The organism is Aeromonas genomosp. paramedia (assembly GCF_023093515.1).
Taxonomy (GTDB): domain Bacteria; phylum Pseudomonadota; class Gammaproteobacteria; order Enterobacterales; family Aeromonadaceae; genus Aeromonas.
The window spans coordinates 53,590-72,095 of the sequence record NZ_JAAROG010000029.1 but is presented as its reverse complement, the minus strand read 5'-3'; the positions used below and the strand labels follow the sequence as shown (position 1 = coordinate 72,095).

20 protein-coding genes are annotated in these 18,506 nt (G+C 62.5%); 10 read left to right on the top strand and 10 right to left on the bottom strand.

All coding sequences use genetic code 11. From position 1 onward, the window contains the following. Window positions 1–202: 202 nt before the first annotated feature. Genes hemG through pepQ form a run of 4 tightly spaced genes read right to left on the bottom strand, consistent with a single transcriptional unit; the run spans window position 203 to window position 4,168 of the window. Window positions 203–727: a menaquinone-dependent protoporphyrinogen IX dehydrogenase gene (gene hemG / locus HB860_RS20435; protein WP_161507752.1), complete on the bottom strand. Its 525-nt coding sequence runs from the start codon at window positions 725–727 to the stop codon at window positions 203–205. 7 nt (window positions 728–734) lie between these two features. Beyond that, window positions 735–2,192 (bottom strand): TrkH family potassium uptake protein, encoded by a 1,458-nt coding sequence (locus HB860_RS20430; RefSeq protein ID WP_247627764.1) that lies wholly within the window; start codon window positions 2,190–2,192, stop codon window positions 735–737. Window positions 2,193–2,228: 36 nt separating this feature from the next. Then, window positions 2,229–2,846: a YigZ family protein gene (locus tag HB860_RS20425; protein ID WP_247627763.1), complete on the bottom strand. Its 618-nt coding sequence runs from the start codon at window positions 2,844–2,846 to the stop codon at window positions 2,229–2,231. Next, on the bottom strand, window positions 2,846–4,168 hold the full coding sequence (gene pepQ, locus HB860_RS20420; RefSeq protein ID WP_247627762.1) for a Xaa-Pro dipeptidase: 1,323 nt from the start codon (window positions 4,166–4,168) through the stop codon (window positions 2,846–2,848). Before pepQ ends, HB860_RS20425 begins: the two co-directional genes overlap by 1 nt. Window positions 4,169–4,364: 196 nt before the next feature. Here pepQ and HB860_RS20415 point away from each other — a divergent pair, with 196 nt between their 5' ends. From HB860_RS20415 to HB860_RS20390, 7 genes are all read left to right on the top strand, one after another. Beyond that, window positions 4,365–6,302, top strand: a complete 1,938-nt coding sequence (locus HB860_RS20415; RefSeq protein ID WP_247627761.1) for an acetoacetate--CoA ligase — start codon at window positions 4,365–4,367, stop codon at window positions 6,300–6,302. 204 nt (window positions 6,303–6,506) lie between these two features. Continuing rightward, complete coding sequence (gene fadB, locus HB860_RS20410) at window positions 6,507–8,654, top strand: fatty acid oxidation complex subunit alpha FadB (protein ID WP_247627760.1); 2,148 nt, start codon at window positions 6,507–6,509, stop codon at window positions 8,652–8,654. Between the two features lie 21 nt (window positions 8,655–8,675). Then, window positions 8,676–9,839 carry an acetyl-CoA C-acyltransferase FadA gene (fadA, locus tag HB860_RS20405; RefSeq protein ID WP_247627759.1) on the top strand — a complete coding sequence of 388 codons (1,164 nt, stop codon included), beginning with the start codon at window positions 8,676–8,678 and terminating at the stop codon, window positions 9,837–9,839. Between the two features lie 284 nt (window positions 9,840–10,123). Then, entirely contained in the window at window positions 10,124–10,846 is a 723-nt protein-coding gene (locus tag HB860_RS20400) for a response regulator (protein WP_162519278.1), read from the top strand. 69 nt (window positions 10,847–10,915) lie between these two features. Further along, window positions 10,916–12,361, top strand: a complete 1,446-nt coding sequence (locus tag HB860_RS20395) for an ATP-binding protein (protein WP_247627758.1) — start codon at window positions 10,916–10,918, stop codon at window positions 12,359–12,361. A 5-nt stretch (window positions 12,362–12,366) separates the two neighbouring features. Continuing rightward, the gene (locus HB860_RS22240; RefSeq protein WP_282101279.1) at window positions 12,367–12,501 is read left to right on the top strand and encodes a hypothetical protein; all 135 of its coding nucleotides are present in this window, start codon (window positions 12,367–12,369) and stop codon (window positions 12,499–12,501) included. Next, window positions 12,498–13,754, top strand: coding sequence for an ABC transporter substrate-binding protein (locus HB860_RS20390; protein ID WP_247627757.1), 1,257 nt, complete (start codon window positions 12,498–12,500; stop codon window positions 13,752–13,754). Before HB860_RS22240 ends, HB860_RS20390 begins: the two co-directional genes overlap by 4 nt. Window positions 13,755–13,799: 45 nt before the next feature. On the opposite strand, the gene HB860_RS20385 is transcribed toward HB860_RS20390, so the two are convergent. Continuing rightward, window positions 13,800–13,991, bottom strand: a complete 192-nt coding sequence (locus HB860_RS20385) for a hypothetical protein (protein WP_025328793.1) — start codon at window positions 13,989–13,991, stop codon at window positions 13,800–13,802. Between the two features lie 281 nt (window positions 13,992–14,272). Here HB860_RS20385 and tusA point away from each other — a divergent pair, with 281 nt between their 5' ends. Beyond that, the gene (gene tusA, locus HB860_RS20375; protein ID WP_043128975.1) at window positions 14,273–14,518 is read left to right on the top strand and encodes a sulfurtransferase TusA; all 246 of its coding nucleotides are present in this window, start codon (window positions 14,273–14,275) and stop codon (window positions 14,516–14,518) included. A 21-nt stretch (window positions 14,519–14,539) separates the two neighbouring features. Continuing rightward, complete coding sequence (locus tag HB860_RS20370) at window positions 14,540–14,884, top strand: RidA family protein (protein WP_247627756.1); 345 nt, start codon at window positions 14,540–14,542, stop codon at window positions 14,882–14,884. Between the two features lie 143 nt (window positions 14,885–15,027). Here the strand turns inward: HB860_RS20370 and HB860_RS20365 are convergent, their stop codons facing one another. From HB860_RS20365 to HB860_RS20350, 4 genes are all read right to left on the bottom strand, one after another. Next, window positions 15,028–15,684: an OmpA family lipoprotein gene (locus HB860_RS20365; RefSeq protein ID WP_247627755.1), complete on the bottom strand. Its 657-nt coding sequence runs from the start codon at window positions 15,682–15,684 to the stop codon at window positions 15,028–15,030. Window positions 15,685–15,844: 160 nt separating this feature from the next. After that, window positions 15,845–16,087: a hypothetical protein gene (locus HB860_RS20360; RefSeq protein WP_005323913.1), complete on the bottom strand. Its 243-nt coding sequence runs from the start codon at window positions 16,085–16,087 to the stop codon at window positions 15,845–15,847. Window positions 16,088–16,201: 114 nt separating this feature from the next. Next, window positions 16,202–16,444: a hypothetical protein gene (locus HB860_RS20355; protein ID WP_106885433.1), complete on the bottom strand. Its 243-nt coding sequence runs from the start codon at window positions 16,442–16,444 to the stop codon at window positions 16,202–16,204. Between the two features lie 167 nt (window positions 16,445–16,611). Next, entirely contained in the window at window positions 16,612–16,866 is a 255-nt protein-coding gene (locus tag HB860_RS20350) for a hypothetical protein (protein WP_139438627.1), read from the bottom strand. Between the two features lie 262 nt (window positions 16,867–17,128). On the opposite strand from HB860_RS20350, the gene HB860_RS20345 reads away from it, so the two are divergent. After that, window positions 17,129–17,689, top strand: coding sequence for a cysteine hydrolase family protein (locus tag HB860_RS20345; RefSeq protein WP_247627754.1), 561 nt, complete (start codon window positions 17,129–17,131; stop codon window positions 17,687–17,689). A gap of 68 nt (window positions 17,690–17,757) precedes the next feature. Here HB860_RS20345 and HB860_RS20340 read toward each other — a convergent pair whose 3' ends face one another. Continuing rightward, window positions 17,758–18,324 carry a DNA-3-methyladenine glycosylase I gene (locus HB860_RS20340; protein ID WP_247627753.1) on the bottom strand — a complete coding sequence of 189 codons (567 nt, stop codon included), beginning with the start codon at window positions 18,322–18,324 and terminating at the stop codon, window positions 17,758–17,760. Between the last annotated feature and the right edge of the window lie 182 nt (window positions 18,325–18,506).

Sequence of the window (18,506 nt, the reverse complement as noted above, 5' to 3'; positions counted from 1 at the left end):
CGCCTGCTTCGCAAGGAAGCTGGCTCATCAGTTTGGCGTGTTCCGCCGTGCTGGTAGGGGCGCATTATAGGGAGCCGTGCCGGGATGGCAAGGGTAAAACTGCAAAAAATGGTATTTTTTGCAGTTTGGTGGTTCAAGCGCCTATTTATCAAACAAAACGCCCCGCATAAGCGGGGCGTCAACGAGCAAGGATGCGGATTTGCTACCTTTTTGACCAGAACTCCCGGGCAAAGGCGCGTACCTTTTCCCAGTCGGTGAATTCGATGTCCTGGCTGGTATCCGTACTGCCACCGGTGATCGTCATGATCAGCTGGATGATGCGGGTCTGCCACCAGTTGTAGCGGGAGTATCGCAGCGCACCGGCAAACACCCCCAGGGTCTTTGGCTTCCACGGCGAGAGACGCAGAAACTTCTTCATATAGGCATTGGTCTGTGGTGTCTGCTTCTCGGGCTTGCGCGCCGTCAGGTTGACACAGAAGAAGGCGGCGTTGGCCACTTCCAGCTGTTCATGGTGAGCATGAATAAAGCTGAGCAGACTGGGGTGGAAGTTGCCATAGCGGATGGAGGCACCGATCAATACCTTGGCATATTTGCTAAGGTTGCACATCGGCAGGGTGTGCAGATCCTGCATCACCACTTCGCATCCTGATATCTCCTCCAGCATGACATCCACAATTTTCCGCGTTTGCCCGTCCCGGGAAGAATAAAGCACCAAAATCTTGTCCATACCAACCTCAACTACGCCAGAATGCAGGAGTAAACAGTACCAGAAGTGTGAAGATTTCCAATCGGCCAAACAGCATGGCGACCACCAGGATCCACTGTGCCGTCGCCGAGATATTGCCAAAGTTGCTGGAGACCTCGCCTAACCCGGGCCCCACGTTGGTGAAGGCGGCCGCCACAGCCGTGAACGCGGTCACCTCGTTCAACCCTGTCATCAGCAACAGCAGCATGAAGATGAAGAACAGGATGATGTAGGTGGCGAAGTAGCCCCACACCGCCTCGACGATCCGCTCCGGCACCGCGCGCCGCCCCAGTTTCAGGGTATAGATGGCCCGTGGGTGCACCAGCCGCTTGAGCTCGCGCATCCCCTGCAGGAAGAGGATCATGAAGCGCATCACCTTGATGCCACCCCCGGTGCTGCCGGCACAGCAACCAATAAAGGCCGAGAACATCAGCAACATGGGCAGGAAGGAGGGCCAGTCGGCATAGCTGGTCGTGCTGTAGCCCGTGGTCGTGCCAAGGGAGACCGCCTGGAACAGGCCGTGGTTGAGCGCTTGCTGCCAGGTGGCGTAGTGACCGTGGAACAGCAGGGAGACGAAGCAGATCAGCACCAGCACGCCCTGGATCCCCAGGAACACCTTCAATTCTGAGTCCCGCAGATAGCTGCTCAACCGCACTGGCTTGTGGGCGAACACCATGAAGTGCAGGGCGAAGTTGACGCTGGCCAGCAGCAGGAACAGCACGGTAATCAGGTTGATGGCCGGGCTGTTGAAGAAACCTATGCTGGCATCGTGAGTCGAGAAGCCGCCCACCGACAAGGTGGAGAAGGAGTGGCAGATGGCATCGAACAGCGTCATCCCAGCCATCCAGTAGGCTAGGGCACAGAGAGTGGTCAGCAACAGGTAGATGAACCAGAGCGCCTTGGCCGTCTCGGCGATGCGCGGGGTCACCTTGTTGTCCTTGACCGGCCCCGGGATCTCGGCGCGATAGAGCTGCATGCCCCCGATGCCCAGCAAGGGCAGCACGGCCACGGCAAGCACTATGATCCCCATGCCCCCCAGCCATTGCAGCAGCTGGCGGTAGAACAAAAACGCCTTGGGCAGGCTGTCCAGCCCTGTCAGCACTGTCGCCCCCGTGGTCGTCAGGCCGGAGAATGACTCGAAGAAGGCCTCCGAGACCGACATGTTCGGCACGTCGCTGATGATGAAGGGGACGGCCCCCACGCTGCCCAGCACCACCCAGAACAGCACCACTATGAGGAAACCCTCCTTGGATCTGAGGTCTTTCTTATGATGGCGATTGGGGAACCAGAGCAGGGTGCCGAGCAGGAGGGCGATGAAGAAGGAGTTCACAAACTCGGCACCGCCCCCATCGCGATACCCAAAAGCAACCATCGCTGGCAGCAGCATGGTCGAGCTGAACAGCGCGACCAAGAGACCGACGATACGAATGATGCTCAGAATCTGCATTCCGGCTCCCCCTTCAGGCTAAAAGAGCGATGGATTCTAGCCATCTAAGGGGCGAAGAGATACCCGGCCATGGGTTCGGTCTGTCATTTCCTGATCCACCTGACTCCAGATGGCCGCATCCCAGGCCACCTGCAGACGAACCTGCTGACCATAATCGGCGGCCAGCAACTGGCCCTGATGGGCCGAGATCAGGGCTTCCACCACCCCCATGTCGCCATAGTCGCAGCAGATAAGGGAAGGAGTTTGCTGGCGCTTGATGCGGGTCTCGAGCCGCTTGAGCGCCGCCCCCACCCCGCCGCCATAGGCCTTGACCAGGCCGCCGGTCCCGAGCAGGACGCCACCGTAGTAGCGCACCACCACGGCCGCGACCTCGCCGATACCGGCTCCCATCAGCTGGGCCAGCATGGGCTTGCCGGCTGTGCCCGAGGGTTCGCCGTCATCGCTGAAGCCATAGACCTGGCTGTCTTGCGGCGCCCCGGCGACGAAGGCCCAGCAATGGTGCCGGGCCGTCGGGTGCTGCCGCTTCACCTCGGCGATCCAGGCCTTGGCGGCCTCGACCGTCGGCGCATGGGCAATCAGGGTGATGAAGCGACTCTTCTTGATCTCCTCGCAAAGCTCCAGCGGCGCGGCCGGTATGGCATAGTCTGCGGCCATCAGAGCCCTGCTTGCCTGGTGAGGTTCTCCACCCCGTCCCCATGCAGAACCACGTTGTCCTCGATCCGGATGCCACCGAAGGGGCGCAGCGCCTCGACCTTGTTCCAGTTGACCCGTTTGCCCTGCTCGCCGCGGCGTAGCGGCTCCAGCAGGCTGTCGATGAAGTAGAGGCCGGGTTCTATGGTGAACACCTGCCCCACCTCCATCACCCGGGTACAGCGCAGGTAGGGGAACTGCTCGGGCGCCGCCAGATGGGTACCCCGTTCGTCCTGCATGAAGCCACCGGCATCGTGCACCTGCAGGCCGAGGAAGTGGCCGAGGCCATGGGGGAAGAACACATTGGTCACCCCGGTGTGGATCATCTCGTCCACCGACATGTCCACCAGCTCGGTGGCCTGCAGCAAGCGCGCCAGTCTGTGGTGCATCTGCAGGTGCAGCTCGCTGTAACGGCGACCGGGTTTGATCTCCGCGATGATCTCCTGCTGCTGGGCATCCAGCGCCGCGATGAGATCGGCAAACTCGCCCCGGCGCCAGGCCCAGGTGCGGGTGATGTCGGAGGCATAGCCGTGATAATCCACTCCGGCATCGATGAGGAAAGAGTGGCGCTCCGCATCCGGCACCCGCTGGGTCGACAGATGGGTGTAATGGAGGATGGCCGCGTTGCGGTTGATGGCGACTATGTTGCCGTAAGGCGCCTCATTGGCCCCCTGCCCGACCGCCTTCATGTAGGCCAGGTTGATCTCGAACTCGCTCGCCCCCGCCATGAAGGATTCCTTGGCCGCGATGTGGCCACGCACCCCGAGTCGATTCGCCGCCCGCAGACACTCCAGCTCATAGGGCGTCTTGTAGGCACGGTGGTAGTGCAGGTAGTTGAGCACAGCCTCCGGATTGGGCTGCGCCAGTCCCACCAGCTGGGCCACCTCGAGATGACCACCCAGATAGGCCCACTCCTGCTTGTCGGCTGGCAAGTGCTCCGCCACCTGTTCCGGCCTGGTCAGGAAGCGGATGTCGAAGAAATCGACCCAGAAGGCATTGGGCAGATCCGCCACCTTGTGCCAGAAGTCCACCGGCCGGTAGAACAGCAGCACCGGCTTGCTCACCCCGTCCACCAGCAACCAGCAGTGGGGATTGTCCAGTATCGGCAACCAGGCCTTGAAGTGAGGATTGACCTTGAAGGGGTAATCCTGGTCGTCGAGGAAGATGCGGTGAGTCTGGCCTGAATGAATGGCCAGTCCGCTGAGCCCCTGCTGTTGCAGTATGTCGCGAGTGCGCTGCTGCAGGGTGTCGAGATGCTGGGCAAAAAGTTGACTGTAACTGCTCATGGCGTCCTGCTCCGGGCAAATGTGACTTCAGCATAACATCAAGCGAATCAGGGCTCGAGCCGTCAGGCTGCCGCTTCGTGAGGTAACGCATGAGTCAGGGGGTTTTTGTTATGAAACGAAAACCTGCGATTAACAAATAAAGAACAATTCAATACACTGCCGATAGACAGTAGATATCAGCAGTCAGGAACGATTCATGCAAAACCTTTGTCTGTGGAAACCGGATCAGGACAGGATGCAGCACTCCAACCTCCACCAGTTCATGGCCGAGGTCAACCACTTCCACGGCCTGCAACTGCGCAGCTACGCCGACCTCTATCAATGGTCGGTGGAGAAGACCACCCGTTTCTGGCCACTGGTGTGGCAGCACTGCGGCGTCAAGGGAGAGCTGGGCGACATAGTGGCGGAGAACCGCCAGGATATGCAGCGCGCCCGCTGGTTTCCCGACAGCCGGCTCAACTTCGCCGAGAACCTGCTGCGCCGCCAGGACGAGAGCCCGGCCATCATCTCCCGCATCGAGGGTAGCCCAAGCCAGACCTTGAGCTGGCGCGAGCTGGCAGATCAGGTCGCCCGGCTGGCTCAGTGGCTGCGCAGCCAGGGCATAGGCCGTGGCGACGTGGTGGCGGCCTATCTGCCCAATATTCCGGAAACCGTCGTTGCCATGCTGGCCACCACCAGCCTGGGTGCTATCTGGACCTCCACCAGCCCCGATTTCGGCGAAGCCAGCGTGGTGGAGCGCTTCGGCCAGACCCGGCCCAGGGTGCTGTTCGCGGTGGACGGCTATCGCTATGGTGGCAAGGCCATCGACATTCAGACCAAGGTCGCCAGCGTGGTGAGCCAGTTAGACAGCATAGAGCAGACTGTGGTGATCCCCCTGCTCGGCAACCCTCTGCAACTCGGTCACGACTGGCATCAGGTACTGGCCAGTCAGCCCGGGGCCCAGCTCGCCTTCGAGCCCATGGCCTTCAACGACCCGCTCTACATCCTCTATTCGTCCGGCACCACCGGCAAACCCAAGTGCATAGTCCACGGCATAGGCGGCACCCTGCTGCAGCACCTGAAAGAGCACCAGCTGCACTGCGACATCAAGCCGGGGGAGCGGGTCTTCTACTTCACCACCTGCGGCTGGATGATGTGGAACTGGCTGGTGAGCGCCCTCGCCTCCGGCGCTACTCTGGTGCTCTACGACGGCTCGCCGTTTTACCCGGACGGCAACGTGCTCTGGGATCTCGCCCGTGACGAGCAGGTCGCCCTGTTCGGCACCTCCGCCAAGTATCTCGATGCGTTGCACAAGCAGGGTTATGCCCCCATCAACACCCACGACTTGCCGCACTTGCGGCTGATCTGCAGCACAGGCTCCGTGCTGTCGCCGGAGGGATTCGACTACGTCTATCAGCGGATCAAAGCTGATGTACAGCTCAGCTCCATCTCAGGCGGCACCGACATCTGCTCCTGCTTCGTCATCGGCAACCCGCTCAGCCCCGTCTATCGCGGCGAGAGCCAGGGGCGCGGCCTTGGCCTCGCGGTGCAGGTGTTCAACGAGGCCGGCCAGCCGGTGCAGGGGGAGAAGGGCGAGCTGGTCTGCACCAAGCCCTTCCCGGCCCAGCCCATCTACTTCTGGGGCGACGAGAACGGCGACAAGTACCACGCCGCCTACTTCGAGCGCTTTGACAACATCTGGTGCCACGGCGACTGGATCGAGCTGACCCCAGCTGGCGGCATCCTCTTCTACGGCCGCTCCGACGCCACCCTCAACCCGGGGGGCGTACGCATCGGCACCAGCGAGATCTACCGCTACGTGGAGCAGCTCGACGAGGTGGAGGAGAGCATCGTCATCGGCCAGCAGTGGCAGCAGGACGAGCGGGTGGTGCTGTTCGTCAAGCTCAAGGCAGGCTGCAAGCTGGACGAGCCCCTGCGCGAGCGGATCCGCCAGCAGATCAAACGACACTGCACCGCCCGCCACGTACCCGCCCGCATACTGCAGGTGGATGCGATCCCCCGCACCAAGTCCGGCAAGATAGTCGAGCTGGCGGTGCGGGAGGTGGTGCACAACAGGCCCGTCAACAACACCCATGCCCTCGCCGACCCCGAGGTGCTGAACCAGTATCGCGACAGGCCGGAGCTGGCCAGTTGATAAAAGACTCATATCCAGAGCAGGCGCCGCAAGGCGCCTCTCTTTTGCCCGTTTTGTGATGAGGAGCTTTTACTCGAGATCTGTTAAACAAATGTTTTAAATAGGTGTTGAAAATGTCTCCTTTTGGATCAATAGTGAGCCTCGCCCCCTGCTGGGGAGAAAGGAGCAAAGCCCCCCACCGCGTGGGAACAAGGAGACACTCTCATGATCTACCAAGGCGAAACCCTGTCGGTCAGCTACCTCGAAGACGGCATTGCCGAGCTGAGGTTTGATGCCCCGGGTTCAGTCAACAAGCTGGATCGCGCTACCCTGCTCTCGCTGAGCGAAGCGATCGCCGCATTAAAGCAACAAGCCGATTTGAAGGGTCTGATCCTCACCTCCGGCAAAGACGCCTTTATCGTCGGCGCCGACATCACCGAATTCCTGGAACTGTTCAGCCTGCCGCAAGAAGATCTGCTCGGCTGGCTGAAAAAGGCCAACGACATCTTCAGCGCCATCGAAGATCTGCCGGTGCCGACCCTGTCCGCCATCAAGGGCCACGCCCTGGGCGGCGGCTGCGAGACCATACTCTCCACCGATTTCCGTCTGGCTGACACCAGCGCCAAGATCGGCCTGCCCGAGACCAAGCTCGGCATCATGCCGGGCTTTGGCGGCACAGTCCGTCTGCCGCGCCTCATCGGCGCCGACAACGCCCTGGAGTGGATCACCACCGGCAAGGATTACCGTGCCGATGACGCCCTCAAGGTGGGTGCCATCGACGCCGTGGTCGCCCCCGCAGCGCTGCAGAGCGCCGCCGTGCAGATGATGAGAGACGCCATCGCGGGCAAGCTGGACTGGCAGAGCCGCCGCGCCGCCAAGAAGGCGCCGCTGCGCCTCTCCAAGCTGGAAGCCATGATGAGCTTCACCACCGCCGCCGGCATGGTTGCCGCCGTGGCCGGAAAACACTACCCGGCGCCCATGACCGCAGTCAAAACCGTCGAGGCCGCCGCCGGCATGAGCCGCGACGAGGCGCTCAACGTCGAGGCGCAAGGTTTCATCAAGCTGGCCAAGACCGACGTGGCCAAGGCGCTGGTCGGCATCTTCCTGAACGACCAGCACATCAAGGCGCTGGCCAAGAAAGCCGCCAAGCAGGCGAACAAGGCCACCAGCCACGCCGCCGTGCTGGGTGCCGGCATCATGGGGGGCGGTATCGCCTACCAGTCCGCCAGCAACGGCATCCCGGCGGTGATGAAGGACATCAACGAGAAGGCGCTGGCGCTTGGCATGGGCGAGGCCACCAAGCTGCTCAACGGCCAGCTCGAGCGCGGTCGCATCGACGGCATCAAGATGGGCCAGGTGCTCTCCGCCATCACCCCGACCCTCAGCTATGACAACGTCAAGCATGTGGACGTGGTGGTCGAAGCCGTGGTCGAGAATCCCAAGGTGAAGGCCGCCGTACTGGGCGAAGTGGAAGGTATTCTCGGTGACGACGCCGTGCTCGCCAGCAACACCTCCACCATCCCCATCTCCCTGCTGGCCAAAGGCCTGAAGCGCCCCGAGAACTTCTGCGGCATGCACTTCTTCAACCCGGTGCACCGCATGCCCCTGGTGGAGATCATCCGCGGCGAGCAGACATCGGACGACACCATCAACCGCGTGGTGGCCTATGCCGCCGCCATGGGCAAGTCCCCTGTGGTGGTCAACGACTGCCCCGGCTTCTTCGTCAACCGCGTGCTCTTCCCCTACTTCTTCGGCTTCAACAAGCTGGTTGCCGATGGCGCCGACTTCGCCGCCGTCGACAAGGTGATGGAGAAGGAGTTTGGCTGGCCCATGGGTCCCGCCTACCTGCTGGACGTGGTCGGCATCGACACCGGTCACCATGCCGGTGACGTCATGGCCCAGGGCTTCCCGGCGCGCATGAGCAAGGAGGGGCGCACCGCCATCGACGTCATGTATGAGGTGAGCCGCTTCGGCCAGAAGAATGGCAAGGGTTTCTACGCCTACGAGCAGGACAAGAAAGGCAAGCCGAAGAAGGTGGCCGACGCCGCTGCCTACGAGCTGCTGGCCCCCATCGCCAAGGCGAAGCAGGAGTTCGACAAGGACGCCATCATAGCTCGCATGATGATCCCCATGATCAACGAGGTGGTGCTCTGTCTGGAAGAGGGCATAGTTGCCACGCCAGCCGAAGCCGACATCGCGCTGGTCTACGGTCTGGGCTTCCCTCCCTTCCGCGGTGGCGTGTTCCGCTATCTGGACACCATAGGTCTGGATCGCTACGTGGCCATGGCCGACCAGTATGCCGATCTGGGCCCGCTCTACCGCGTCAGCGACAAGCTGCGTGAGATGGCCGCCCAGGGCAAAACCTTCTACTGATTGCGGAAAGGAGATCCATTCATGAAAGACGTAGTCATTGTCGACTGTATCCGGACCCCGATGGGCCGGTCCAAGGGCGGCGCCTTCCGCAACGTGCGTGCAGAAGATCTGTCCGCGCACCTGATGAGCTCCATCCTGCTGCGCAACCCCAACCTCGACCCGAACGAGATCGAGGATATCTACTGGGGCTGCGTGCAGCAGACCCTGGAGCAGGGCTTCAACATCGCCCGCAACGCCGCCCTGCTGGCCGGCATTCCCAAGCAGGTGGGGGCGGTCACCGTCAACCGCCTGTGCGGCTCCAGCATGCAGGCGCTGCACGACGCCTCTCGCGCCATTCAGGTGGGTGATGGGGATATCTTCATCATCGGCGGCGTCGAGCACATGGGCCACGTGCCCATGAGCCACGGGGTCGACTTCCATCCCGGCATGGCCAAGTCGGTGGCCAAGGCCTCCGGCATGATGGGGCTGACCGCCGAGATGCTCGGCAAGCTGCATGGCATCAGCCGGGCGCAGCAGGACGAGTTTGCCGCCCGCTCCCATCGCCGCGCCCATGCCGCCACCGTGGAAGGGCGTTTTGCCAAAGAGATCGTCGGGCTGGAAGGCCATGACGCCAGCGGCGCCCGCTTCTTCTACGACTACGACGAGGTGATCCGCCCGGAGACCACGGTCGACACCCTGAGCCAGCTGCGCCCGGTGTTTGACCCGGTCAACGGCACCGTCACCGCCGGCACCTCCTCGGCCCTGTCAGACGGTGCCGCCGCCATGCTGGTGATGAGCGCTGACCGCGCCAAGGCGCTGGGACTCACCCCCCGCGCCAGGGTGCGCGCCATGGCCATCGCCGGCTGTGACGCCGCCATCATGGGTTACGGCCCGGTGCCGGCCACCCAGAAGGCGCTCAAGCGTGCCGGTCTGACCGTCGGCGACATCGACCTGTTCGAGCTGAACGAGGCCTTCGCCGCCCAGTCCCTGCCCTGCGTCAAGGATCTCGGTCTGCAGGATCTGGTGGACGAGAAGGTGAACCTGAACGGCGGCGCCATCGCCCTGGGCCACCCGCTCGGCTGCTCCGGCGCCCGCATCTCCACCACCCTGATCAACCTGATGGAGGAGAAGGATGCCACCCTGGGGGTCGCCACCATGTGCATCGGCCTGGGTCAGGGCATAGCCACAGTGTTCGAGCGGGTGTGATCCAGGGGGCTCACGCCAGGCGTGAGCCCCCATTGTCTTGTTGGGGTCGGCCCGTCCGGCCCGTTGTCGAGTCTGTGGAGCGCGCCACACGGGGTGCGCTCCTGCCGTCGGAATCTGCGTGTTGGCCGGCCCGTTTGGGTCGGCCTTTTTTATTCCGTTATCCCGATCAGGGCCAATTCGGGGGCTATATTGCCCATAACTTCACATTAGAGGGGGGCCTTGCTTGCTTTTTGCTCCCCCGACAGGTTCAATCTGCACAAAAAAATGGGTGGATGCACATACATATGTCAACGAGCAAACAACTGCTTATCGTCGACGACGATCAGGAGATCCGCGAGCTGCTCAACGAATACCTGACCCGGGCGGGTTTTCAGGTATTGACGGCGGCAGGAGGCGACGAGATGCGCCAGCAACTCGCCCAGCACAGCCCGGACCTCATCATTCTGGACATCATGATGCCCGGCGACGACGGCTTTACCCTCTGCCAGCAGATCCGTCGCGACTCCCAGGTCCCCATCATCATGCTGACCGCTGCCTCCGATGAGGCGGATCGGGTGATCGGCCTCGAACTCGGCGCCGACGACTACATCGCCAAACCGTTCAGCCCGCGCGAGCTGCAGGCCCGCATCAAGGCGCTGCTGCGCCGTGCCGAATTCCGCCAGCCAGAGAAAGAGAAGGAGCCGAGCCGCCGCCTGCGCTTCGCCGACTGGACCCTGGACACCCTGAGCCACCAGCTGACCCACGACGACGGCAGCCTGCTGGATCTCTCCGGCAGCGACGCCCTGCTGCTCGGCATGTTCCTGCAACAGCCCGGCGTGGTGCTGGACAGGGACACCATCTCCGATGCCACCCGGGGCCGCGAGAGCCTACCCATGGAGCGCGGCATCGACGTGCAGATCAGCCGTCTGCGCCAGAAGCTGGGTGACAACGGCAAGAGCCCGCGCATCATCAAGACCATACGCGGCAGCGGCTACATGCTGATCGCGGAAGTACACGAGATCCCGTGAAAGGGGAGAGGCAAGCGGCGCGGCTCAGAGGCAGGGCCAGATGCTGACTGACAAGAGGCACCCAATCCCATGAGAAGTCGGCGATTCTGGCAGGCACTGATCCCCCGCTCCCTGCTGTCACGGATGCTGCTGTTGCTGCTGCTCGCCATCCTGCTCTCCCAGACCATACTCACCGGCATCTGGATGCAGCAGATCCAGAAGCGGGAGCTGGAGGGCATGCTCAGCACCACCCGCAACCTGGCGCTCTCCGCCGCCTCCACAGTCAACTTCTTCAAGTCCCTGCCGCTGCAGTACCGTCACATCGCCCTGGACCAGCTGCGCAACATGGGGGGCAGCCGCTTCTTCGTCTCCCTGAACGAGGAGGAGATCCACATCAGCGCCATCCCGGACAGCGAGCGCAAGACGCTGGTGCTGAAGGAGGTGGAGGAGGTGCTGACCCGCAAGCTCTCCGACGCCATGGCCATCAAGGTGGACTTCTCCCGGCCCGAGGAGCTGCACGTCTTCAACAACGACACTTTGCTGGCGGATCTGCCCTCCTCCTGGGCCCGCTACACCCTGTCGCTGGAGCCCATCAACCCGCCGGTGCTGGTGACCCAGATCGAGATAGAACCGGGGGAGTGGCTCTATCTGGCGGCCCTGCTGCCCGCCCCCTACATGACGCTGGATGACACCGTCATGCCGAGCAACCAGGTGCGCTTCATCGCCCTGATGACCGTCTTCCTCTGCTTCTTCACCTTCATGCTGGTGCGCTGGCAGACCCGGCCCCTGCGCCGGCTGGCCAAGGCGGCGGTCAACCTCGGCAAGGACATCGACCAGCCCTCCCTCAAGGAGGAGGGCGCCTCCGAAATCGTGGCGGCGACCCGTGCCTTCAACATCATGCAGCAGCGCATCCGCCGCTTCATAGACGACAGGGAGCGGCTGTTCAGCTCCATCTCTCACGATCTCAAGACCCCCATCACCCGGCTGCGGCTGCGGGTCGAGCTGCTCGACGACGAAGCCCAGATAGCCAAGTTCAACAAGGATCTGGACGAGCTGGAGCTGATGGTGAAGGGGGCGCTGCAGACGGTGAAAGAGACCGACATTCACGAGAACCTCGAGCTCATCGACATCAATGCCCTGCTGGAGCAGATGGCGGAGGCCATGAACCTGCACGAGGATCTGCTCACCATAGAGGGGCACTGCAAGTGGCCCTATCGCGGCAAGCTGCTGGCCCTCAAGCGCTGCATCGGCAACCTGGTGGACAACGGCATCAAGTACGGCCATAGGGTGCGCGTCATCCTGATGGATGACGAGGAGATGCTGATCCTCTTCATCATGGACGAGGGCCCCGGTCTGCCGGAGGATCAGTTCGAGCGCATCTTCGAGCCCTACTACCGCCTCAGCACGGATTCTGCCGGAACCGGGCTGGGTCTTGGCATCGCCCGCAACATAGCCCACGCCCACGGCGGCGATCTGGTGCTGGAAAATCGCCCCCAGGGCGGACTGCAGGCCACCCTCTCCCTACCAAGGCAGTAAAGCTTATGAAGTGGTTGTCGTTTTCTGTCATCGCCCTGTTGTCCCTGCCCGTCTGCGCCTCCCAGCGTGTCGGGGTGCTGCACGGGTGGCGTGCGGTCGGCACCGGCCACTCTCCTTCCATCAAGGCAGTCACAGTATGAAGTTGTTCCCGTTTGCCATTGTCGCCCTGCTCTCCCTGCCCGTTGGCGCCTCCCAGGTGGAGGTGTTGCACTGGTGGACCTCCGGCGGCGAGGCCAAGGCGGTAGAGGTACTCAAGTCGGAATGGGCCGAGCAGGGCAATCAGTGGAACGACTTCGCGGTGCAGGGCGGCGGCGGCAAGAGCGCCATGACGGTGCTGAAAAGCCGGGCGCTGGCGGCCAACCCGCCGGAAGCGGCCCACCTCAAGGGCTATGAGCTGCACGAGTGGGCCAGCCTGGGTTTCCTGCGCGACCTCAGCCCCATGGCCGAGCACCTCGGCTGGTACCCGCAACTCTCCCCCATGGTCCGTGACACCCTCAGCCAGAACGGCGCCCTGATGGCGGTGCCCACCGGCATCCACAGAGTCAACTGGCTGTGGCTCAACCGCAAGCTGTTCGAGCGGCTGGGGCTGACACCCCCCACCGACTGGGTCCAGTTCGTGGCGGTGGCGGACAAGCTCAAGGCGCAGGGCGTCACCCCGCTGGCCATCGGCAACGAACCCTGGCAGCTGGCGGTGCTGTTCGAGACGGTGGCGCTAGGTGAAGGGGGCAAGGCCTTCTATCGCAAGGCCTTTCTGGAGCAGGACAGCGCCACCCTGACCGGCCCCGACATGGTGCGGGTGCTGACCCGCTTCCAGCAGTTGCGCGCCTATGTACCGGAAAAATACGCCGGCCTGAAGTGGCACCAGGCCACCAACCTGCTGGAGAGCGGCGGTGCCGCCATGCAGATCATGGGAGACTGGGTGAAGGGGGAGCTGAGCGCCGGCAACTACAGACCCGGGGAGGACATCGACTGCCTGCCAAGCCCGGGGAGCCAGGGCCTCTTCAGCTACAACCTGGACTCCATCGCCATGTTCAAGCAGCGGGATCCGGCCCAGCTGCAGGCCCAGGGCGAGCTGGCCCGCCTGCTGATGACACCGCGCTTCCAGGAGGAGTTCAACCGGGTGAAGGGCTCCATCCCGGCGCTCACCAAACCGGACATGAGCAAGTTCGATCGCTGCGCCATCCGCTCCTATCAGGACTTCCTCCACGCCGAGCAGCAGGACAACCTGCTGCCCAGCATGGCGGAGGGGATGGCGGTTCCGACCAATATGCGCCAGGGGATCATGGATGTGCTGAGCAGCTTCTTCAACGACCCCAACGCCAACCCGGAGCAGACGGCGCAGCAGCTGGAGCGCGCCATGCGCTCGACCCGCTCGGGCGCGGAGCAGAAATGACAAAGGCGGACATCGTCCGCCTTTGTGGGTGAATCGTCATCCGATTCAGGATTGATCGTTCTCGTCCTCATCCTCGTCGTAGTAGTCGCTGAGCTCGATCCAGAGCCCCAGCCCTATCATCACCATGGACCCGAACCAGGTGCCGGTGTTTCCGATCGGGCTGCCCAGCACTATCATGGCGAACGACAGGAACCCCATGCCTGCGTAGGCTTGCAATCTGCCGTAGGAGACCTGCATATTCACACCTCCTTGTTGAATATGGTTCAATTTTTATATTACTCATCGGGCAAGGTCTGGATAGAGCCGGATCACACTTTGGTTACATATGCTACTCGAAGACCATGATGTTTGATTATTTTTTCGCCTTGGGTATCATTGGCAGCTGAATTGGTTGAAGGTTGATTATTGATGAGTGCTTTATTCTGCGATGCAACTCATGAGTTGGACGCGATCGGGCTTCGTTGCCCCGAACCCGTGACGATAGCGCGCAAGAAGGTGCGGCTGAAGGTTGATTATTGATGAGTACTTTATTCTGCGATGCGACTCATGAGTTGGACGCAATCGGGCTTCGTTGCCCCGAACCCGTGATGATGGTTCGCAAGAAAGTGCGGCTGATGGCCGAAGGCGAGACCCTGCTGGTCAGTGCCGACGATCCTTCCACCACCCGCGACATCCCGAGTTTCTGCCGCTTCATGGATCACACCCTGATCGCCAGCGAGACAGAGCAGGCCCCCTATCGCTATCTGATCCGCAAGGGTCAATGAGCCCCTGTACCGGAGCAATCCATGACGATTACCCGAATCGGCACCACGGCCCGCTGGTCTGATGTTGTCATCCACAACGGCACCCTCTATGTGGTGGAAGTCCCCGCCACCGACGAGGCCGACATCCACCAGCAGACCCGCGAAGTACTGACCAGCCTGCAACGCCTGCTGGAGGCCAACGGTTCCGGGGTCGACAAGATCCTGATGGCCAACATCTATCTCAAGGACATTGGCGACATCGCCGCCTTCAACACCCAGTGGGATGCCTGGATACCGGCAGGCACAGCACCGGTACGCGCCTGCGTGCAGGCCCGCCTGGCCCACGAAGGCTACAAGGTGGAAGTGCAGCTGACCGCTGCTGTCTAAGACACGATTCGCCCCTCATCCCCGGCCCTTCTCCCGCAAGGGATAAGGGAGAAAAGAGCGCCGATACCATAGGGCCACGGCCCCCATAGCAAAAGGCCCCGCCAGTAATGGCGGGGCCTTTTCGTTACCGGCAACCGGGCGACTCAGGCTGTCGGGGTCAGGGTAATGGTCACCCGACGGTTCTGGGCCTTGCCGGCGGCTGTGCTGTTGGTGGCAACCGGCTGATCCGGGCCCACACCGCTGGTGGAAATGCGGCTGCCGGTCACGCCCTGACCGATCAGCTGGGCGGCGACGGCGTCGGCGCGCTGGGCGGAGAGCTTCATGTTCAGCTCGCGGGAGCCGGTGCTGTCGGTGTGACCGACCACGTTCAGGCGAGTCTTGTCGAACTCAGCCACCACCATGGCCACCCCGGACAGGGTGTTGGCACCGGCGGCTTTGAGCTGGGCGCTGGAGCTGTCGAAGGTGACGTTGTTCGGCATGTTGAGGATCAGCTGATCACCGTTGCGGGTCACGCTGACGCCGGTACCCTGCAGCTTCTCGCGCAGCTTGGCTTCCTGCACATCCATGTAGTAACCGATACCGCCACCCAGGGCCGCGCCAGCGGCGACGCCGGTCAGGATACCCTTCTTGCGATCACCCTTGCTGGAGGAGAGCGCACCCACGGCAGCGCCGGTGGCGGCACCGGCCAGTGCGCCCCAGGCGCCCTTGGAGGTCTGGGATTCACCGGTATAGGGATTGGTGGTGCAGCCTGTCATGGCGATGGTCAGGGCAAGTGCAGGAACCAGTTTCTTGAAATGCATGAAAAAACCTCTGAAAAAGAACGACTCTAGCCGATGGCCGCGCATTCTACCCCAGAGAGGCGCCAGAGTGTGACGCGCGCATTGCGGATATGAACAAGGGGGCCAAAGCCCCCCTGTGTCATGCCGTGAACGGCAGCGGCCTGCCCGGGCAGGCCGGACATCAATATTTGATGTCGCGCGCCTCGTCACGCCCTTCCTGCTTGTTGTCGCGATGCTCCTGACGGCAATCGGCATTGCCCACCAGGCCTTCGCGGCACTCCTGCTTGGCGTCGCGGGATTCCTGACGGGTATCCTGACGCACATCGCGCGCTTCGCGACGCTCCTGGGCCTGTTTGGTTGCCTGTGCAGGCAGGGCAGCCAACAAGGCGGTGGCTGCAAGCAGCGCGAATACGGTCTTCTTCATGGTGGCTCCTTGGCTAAACGAAATACACCGGCTTGGGATGTCTGAATTATACATTGGGGTCAAGATAACCGCCGGACGGGCGCCAGCAGGGCGACCCGACAGGGAGGCGGCTTGTCAGTATTTGACGTCGCGGGCCTCGTCTCGGCCCTCCTGCTTGCTGTCGCGATGATCCTGACGGCAATCGGCATTGCCGACCACGCCTTCACGGCACTCCTGCTTGGCATCGCGGGATTCATCCCGGGTGTCTTGACGCACGTCACGGGCATCACGGCGCTCTGCGGCCTGTTCGGTTGCCTGCGCCGGCAACGAGGAGAGCAGGGCGCTGGCAGCCAGCAAGATAAAGGCACATTTCTTCATGATTAACTCCACGGGGTCGACGAGATGGCGGGGCATCCGGCAACTGATTTATATGAATTCACGGGTGGTGGTGTCTCGCGAGTTACCCGCCAGCAGGCCCTTGGGGTCGGCGAGCCTGCTCGGCTGAGGGCCCGATATGCCGCTTGCCGGCTAATCGGGCGCGCTCATCAGCGTTTGACGTCGTTGGCTTTCTCTCTGACGTCCTGTTTCACTTCACGCTTGTCCTGACGGCACTCGTAGTTGTCCTTCTGATCGGCTTCACGGCAGTCCTGCTTGGCATCGCGGATCTCGGGACGCACCTCCTGACGCACGTCGCGGGAATCCTGGCGATCGGTCGCCTGGGCGGGCAGCGTTGCCAGCAGGGAACAAGCCGCCAGAAGCAAACTGCCGGCCGTGCGAATGCGAGATGAATTCAGTGACATGGATTAACCCTCAAAGTTGATGGGCCAATTTTGAGCAGGAGTGACTGTATGCCAGCTGTACCGAAAGGAGAAAACGGGCCCCTGCCCCGTTGGAGCCTGGCCTGGCAGCGGCGGCCGACGAGGTGCTCCTTCATCACGCCCGGCGCCAGCACAAAGACAGGGCGGGCAAGATGGGACAGCGCTTGCCTCCCCCCAGATGCGGGGTTGTCTCACAAGAGCCCATGGCCCCAGAGTGGGTGACCTTTCTCACGGAGCCATGCCCATGTCGTCCCTCTCCCGCCCCGCTCTGCTCATCATCGACATCCAGGTGGGCCTCCTTCACGGCCCGGAGGCACCCCATGCCGGGGCCGAGGCCCTGGCCAACATCAATCGCCTGAGCCAGGCGGCCCGCAGTGCCGGTCTCCCCGTGCTGGCGGTGCGACACACGGGCCCGGCCGGCAGCCCCATCGCCGCCGGCAGCCCGCTCTGGCAGCTTGCCCCTGAGCTGGTCGTCGGCGACGCCGACCGGGTGTTCGACAAGCAGCGTCCCAGCGCCTTTCATGGCACCGGTCTCGACGACTGGCTGAAGGAGGACGGGGTGCAGACCCTGATCGTCACCGGCATGAAGACCCAATACTGCATCGATACCACCTGCCGGGCGGCGGCGGATCTCGGCTACGCCGTGGTGCTGGTGAGCGATGCCCATACCTGCATGGATACGCCGCAGCTGGCCGCAACCCAGATCATCGCCCACCACAACGCCACCCTGGCCGGCCCCTTCGTGCGGCTGATGAGCAGCGACGAGCTGTGCGAGGCGCTGAGCCACGCCCTAGAACCCGGTTGATGGCGGCCCCACAAAGAAGAAGGGAGGCCTGAGCCTCCCTTCTTCTTTGACATGCGCCCGATCTACCCCTACTGCTGGCACTCGGCGTGGCAGGGGCAGCTGACCAGATGATCGTTCACCATGCCCACCGCCTGCATGAAGGCGTAGCAGATGGTGCTGCCGACGAAGGTGAAGCCGCGTTTCTTGAGGGCCTTGGACATGGCATCCGACTCCGGTGAGGTCGCCGGAATGTCGCCGTTGCCCTGGCGCTGGTTGACGATGGGGGCGCCGCCCACGAAGCCCCACAGATACTCCACGAAGTCGATCCCTTCCGCCTCCAGCGCCAGATAGGCGCGGGCGTTTTTGATGATCGACTGCACCTTGAGCCGGTTTCGGATAATGCCGGTATCCTGCATCAATCTCTCCACATCCTGCTCGTCGAACTGCACGATGCGCAGCGGATCGAAGTCGGCATAGGCGCGATGGTAGCTCTCGGTACGCTTGAGGATGGTGATCCACGACAGCCCCGCCTGCTGACCGTCGAGGCAGAGCTTGGCAAACAGCTCCCGCGGGTCACGGACCGGCCTGCCCCACTGCTTGTCATGGTATTCGATGTATTCCGGGTCCCTGGTCACCCAGGCGCAGCGCAGTTCCATTTCCTCTCCCTTGTCATTTCATCGGCCATCGGCAGGCCGCTTCCGTCGGCGACATCATAGGGCAAGCGGCGGCATAGCCCCACTAATCCTCTGTAATTTCGCCTATTATCCGACCATGCCAGACGGTATACTCCCTCGGTTCACATTCAGCAAATCTTGCTCTGATTTCATTTCGCGCGAAA

Excerpts from the sequence above, each read along its gene's own strand:
- hemG (WP_161507752.1), bottom strand. The coding sequence starts at position 727 with ATGGACAAGATTTTGGTGCTTTATTCTTCCCGGGACGGGCAAACGCGG.
- HB860_RS20430 (WP_247627764.1), bottom strand. The coding sequence starts at position 2,192 with ATGCAGATTCTGAGCATCATTCGTATCGTCGGTCTCTTGGTCGCGCTG.
- HB860_RS20425 (WP_247627763.1), bottom strand. The coding sequence starts at position 2,846 with ATGGCCGCAGACTATGCCATACCGGCCGCGCCGCTGGAGCTTTGCGAG.
- pepQ (WP_247627762.1), bottom strand. The coding sequence starts at position 4,168 with ATGAGCAGTTACAGTCAACTTTTTGCCCAGCATCTCGACACCCTGCAG.
- HB860_RS20415 (WP_247627761.1), top strand. The coding sequence starts at position 4,365 with ATGCAAAACCTTTGTCTGTGGAAACCGGATCAGGACAGGATGCAGCAC.
- fadB (WP_247627760.1), top strand. The coding sequence starts at position 6,507 with ATGATCTACCAAGGCGAAACCCTGTCGGTCAGCTACCTCGAAGACGGC.
- fadA (WP_247627759.1), top strand. The coding sequence starts at position 8,676 with ATGAAAGACGTAGTCATTGTCGACTGTATCCGGACCCCGATGGGCCGG.
- HB860_RS20400 (WP_162519278.1), top strand. The coding sequence starts at position 10,124 with ATGTCAACGAGCAAACAACTGCTTATCGTCGACGACGATCAGGAGATC.
- HB860_RS20395 (WP_247627758.1), top strand. The coding sequence starts at position 10,916 with ATGAGAAGTCGGCGATTCTGGCAGGCACTGATCCCCCGCTCCCTGCTG.
- HB860_RS22240 (WP_282101279.1), top strand. The coding sequence starts at position 12,367 with ATGAAGTGGTTGTCGTTTTCTGTCATCGCCCTGTTGTCCCTGCCCGTC.
- HB860_RS20390 (WP_247627757.1), top strand. The coding sequence starts at position 12,498 with ATGAAGTTGTTCCCGTTTGCCATTGTCGCCCTGCTCTCCCTGCCCGTT.
- HB860_RS20385 (WP_025328793.1), bottom strand. The coding sequence starts at position 13,991 with ATGCAGGTCTCCTACGGCAGATTGCAAGCCTACGCAGGCATGGGGTTC.
- tusA (WP_043128975.1), top strand. The coding sequence starts at position 14,273 with ATGAGTACTTTATTCTGCGATGCGACTCATGAGTTGGACGCAATCGGG.
- HB860_RS20370 (WP_247627756.1), top strand. The coding sequence starts at position 14,540 with ATGACGATTACCCGAATCGGCACCACGGCCCGCTGGTCTGATGTTGTC.
- HB860_RS20365 (WP_247627755.1), bottom strand. The coding sequence starts at position 15,684 with ATGCATTTCAAGAAACTGGTTCCTGCACTTGCCCTGACCATCGCCATG.
- HB860_RS20360 (WP_005323913.1), bottom strand. The coding sequence starts at position 16,087 with ATGAAGAAGACCGTATTCGCGCTGCTTGCAGCCACCGCCTTGTTGGCT.
- HB860_RS20355 (WP_106885433.1), bottom strand. The coding sequence starts at position 16,444 with ATGAAGAAATGTGCCTTTATCTTGCTGGCTGCCAGCGCCCTGCTCTCC.
- HB860_RS20350 (WP_139438627.1), bottom strand. The coding sequence starts at position 16,866 with ATGTCACTGAATTCATCTCGCATTCGCACGGCCGGCAGTTTGCTTCTG.
- HB860_RS20345 (WP_247627754.1), top strand. The coding sequence starts at position 17,129 with ATGTCGTCCCTCTCCCGCCCCGCTCTGCTCATCATCGACATCCAGGTG.
- HB860_RS20340 (WP_247627753.1), bottom strand. The coding sequence starts at position 18,324 with ATGGAACTGCGCTGCGCCTGGGTGACCAGGGACCCGGAATACATCGAA.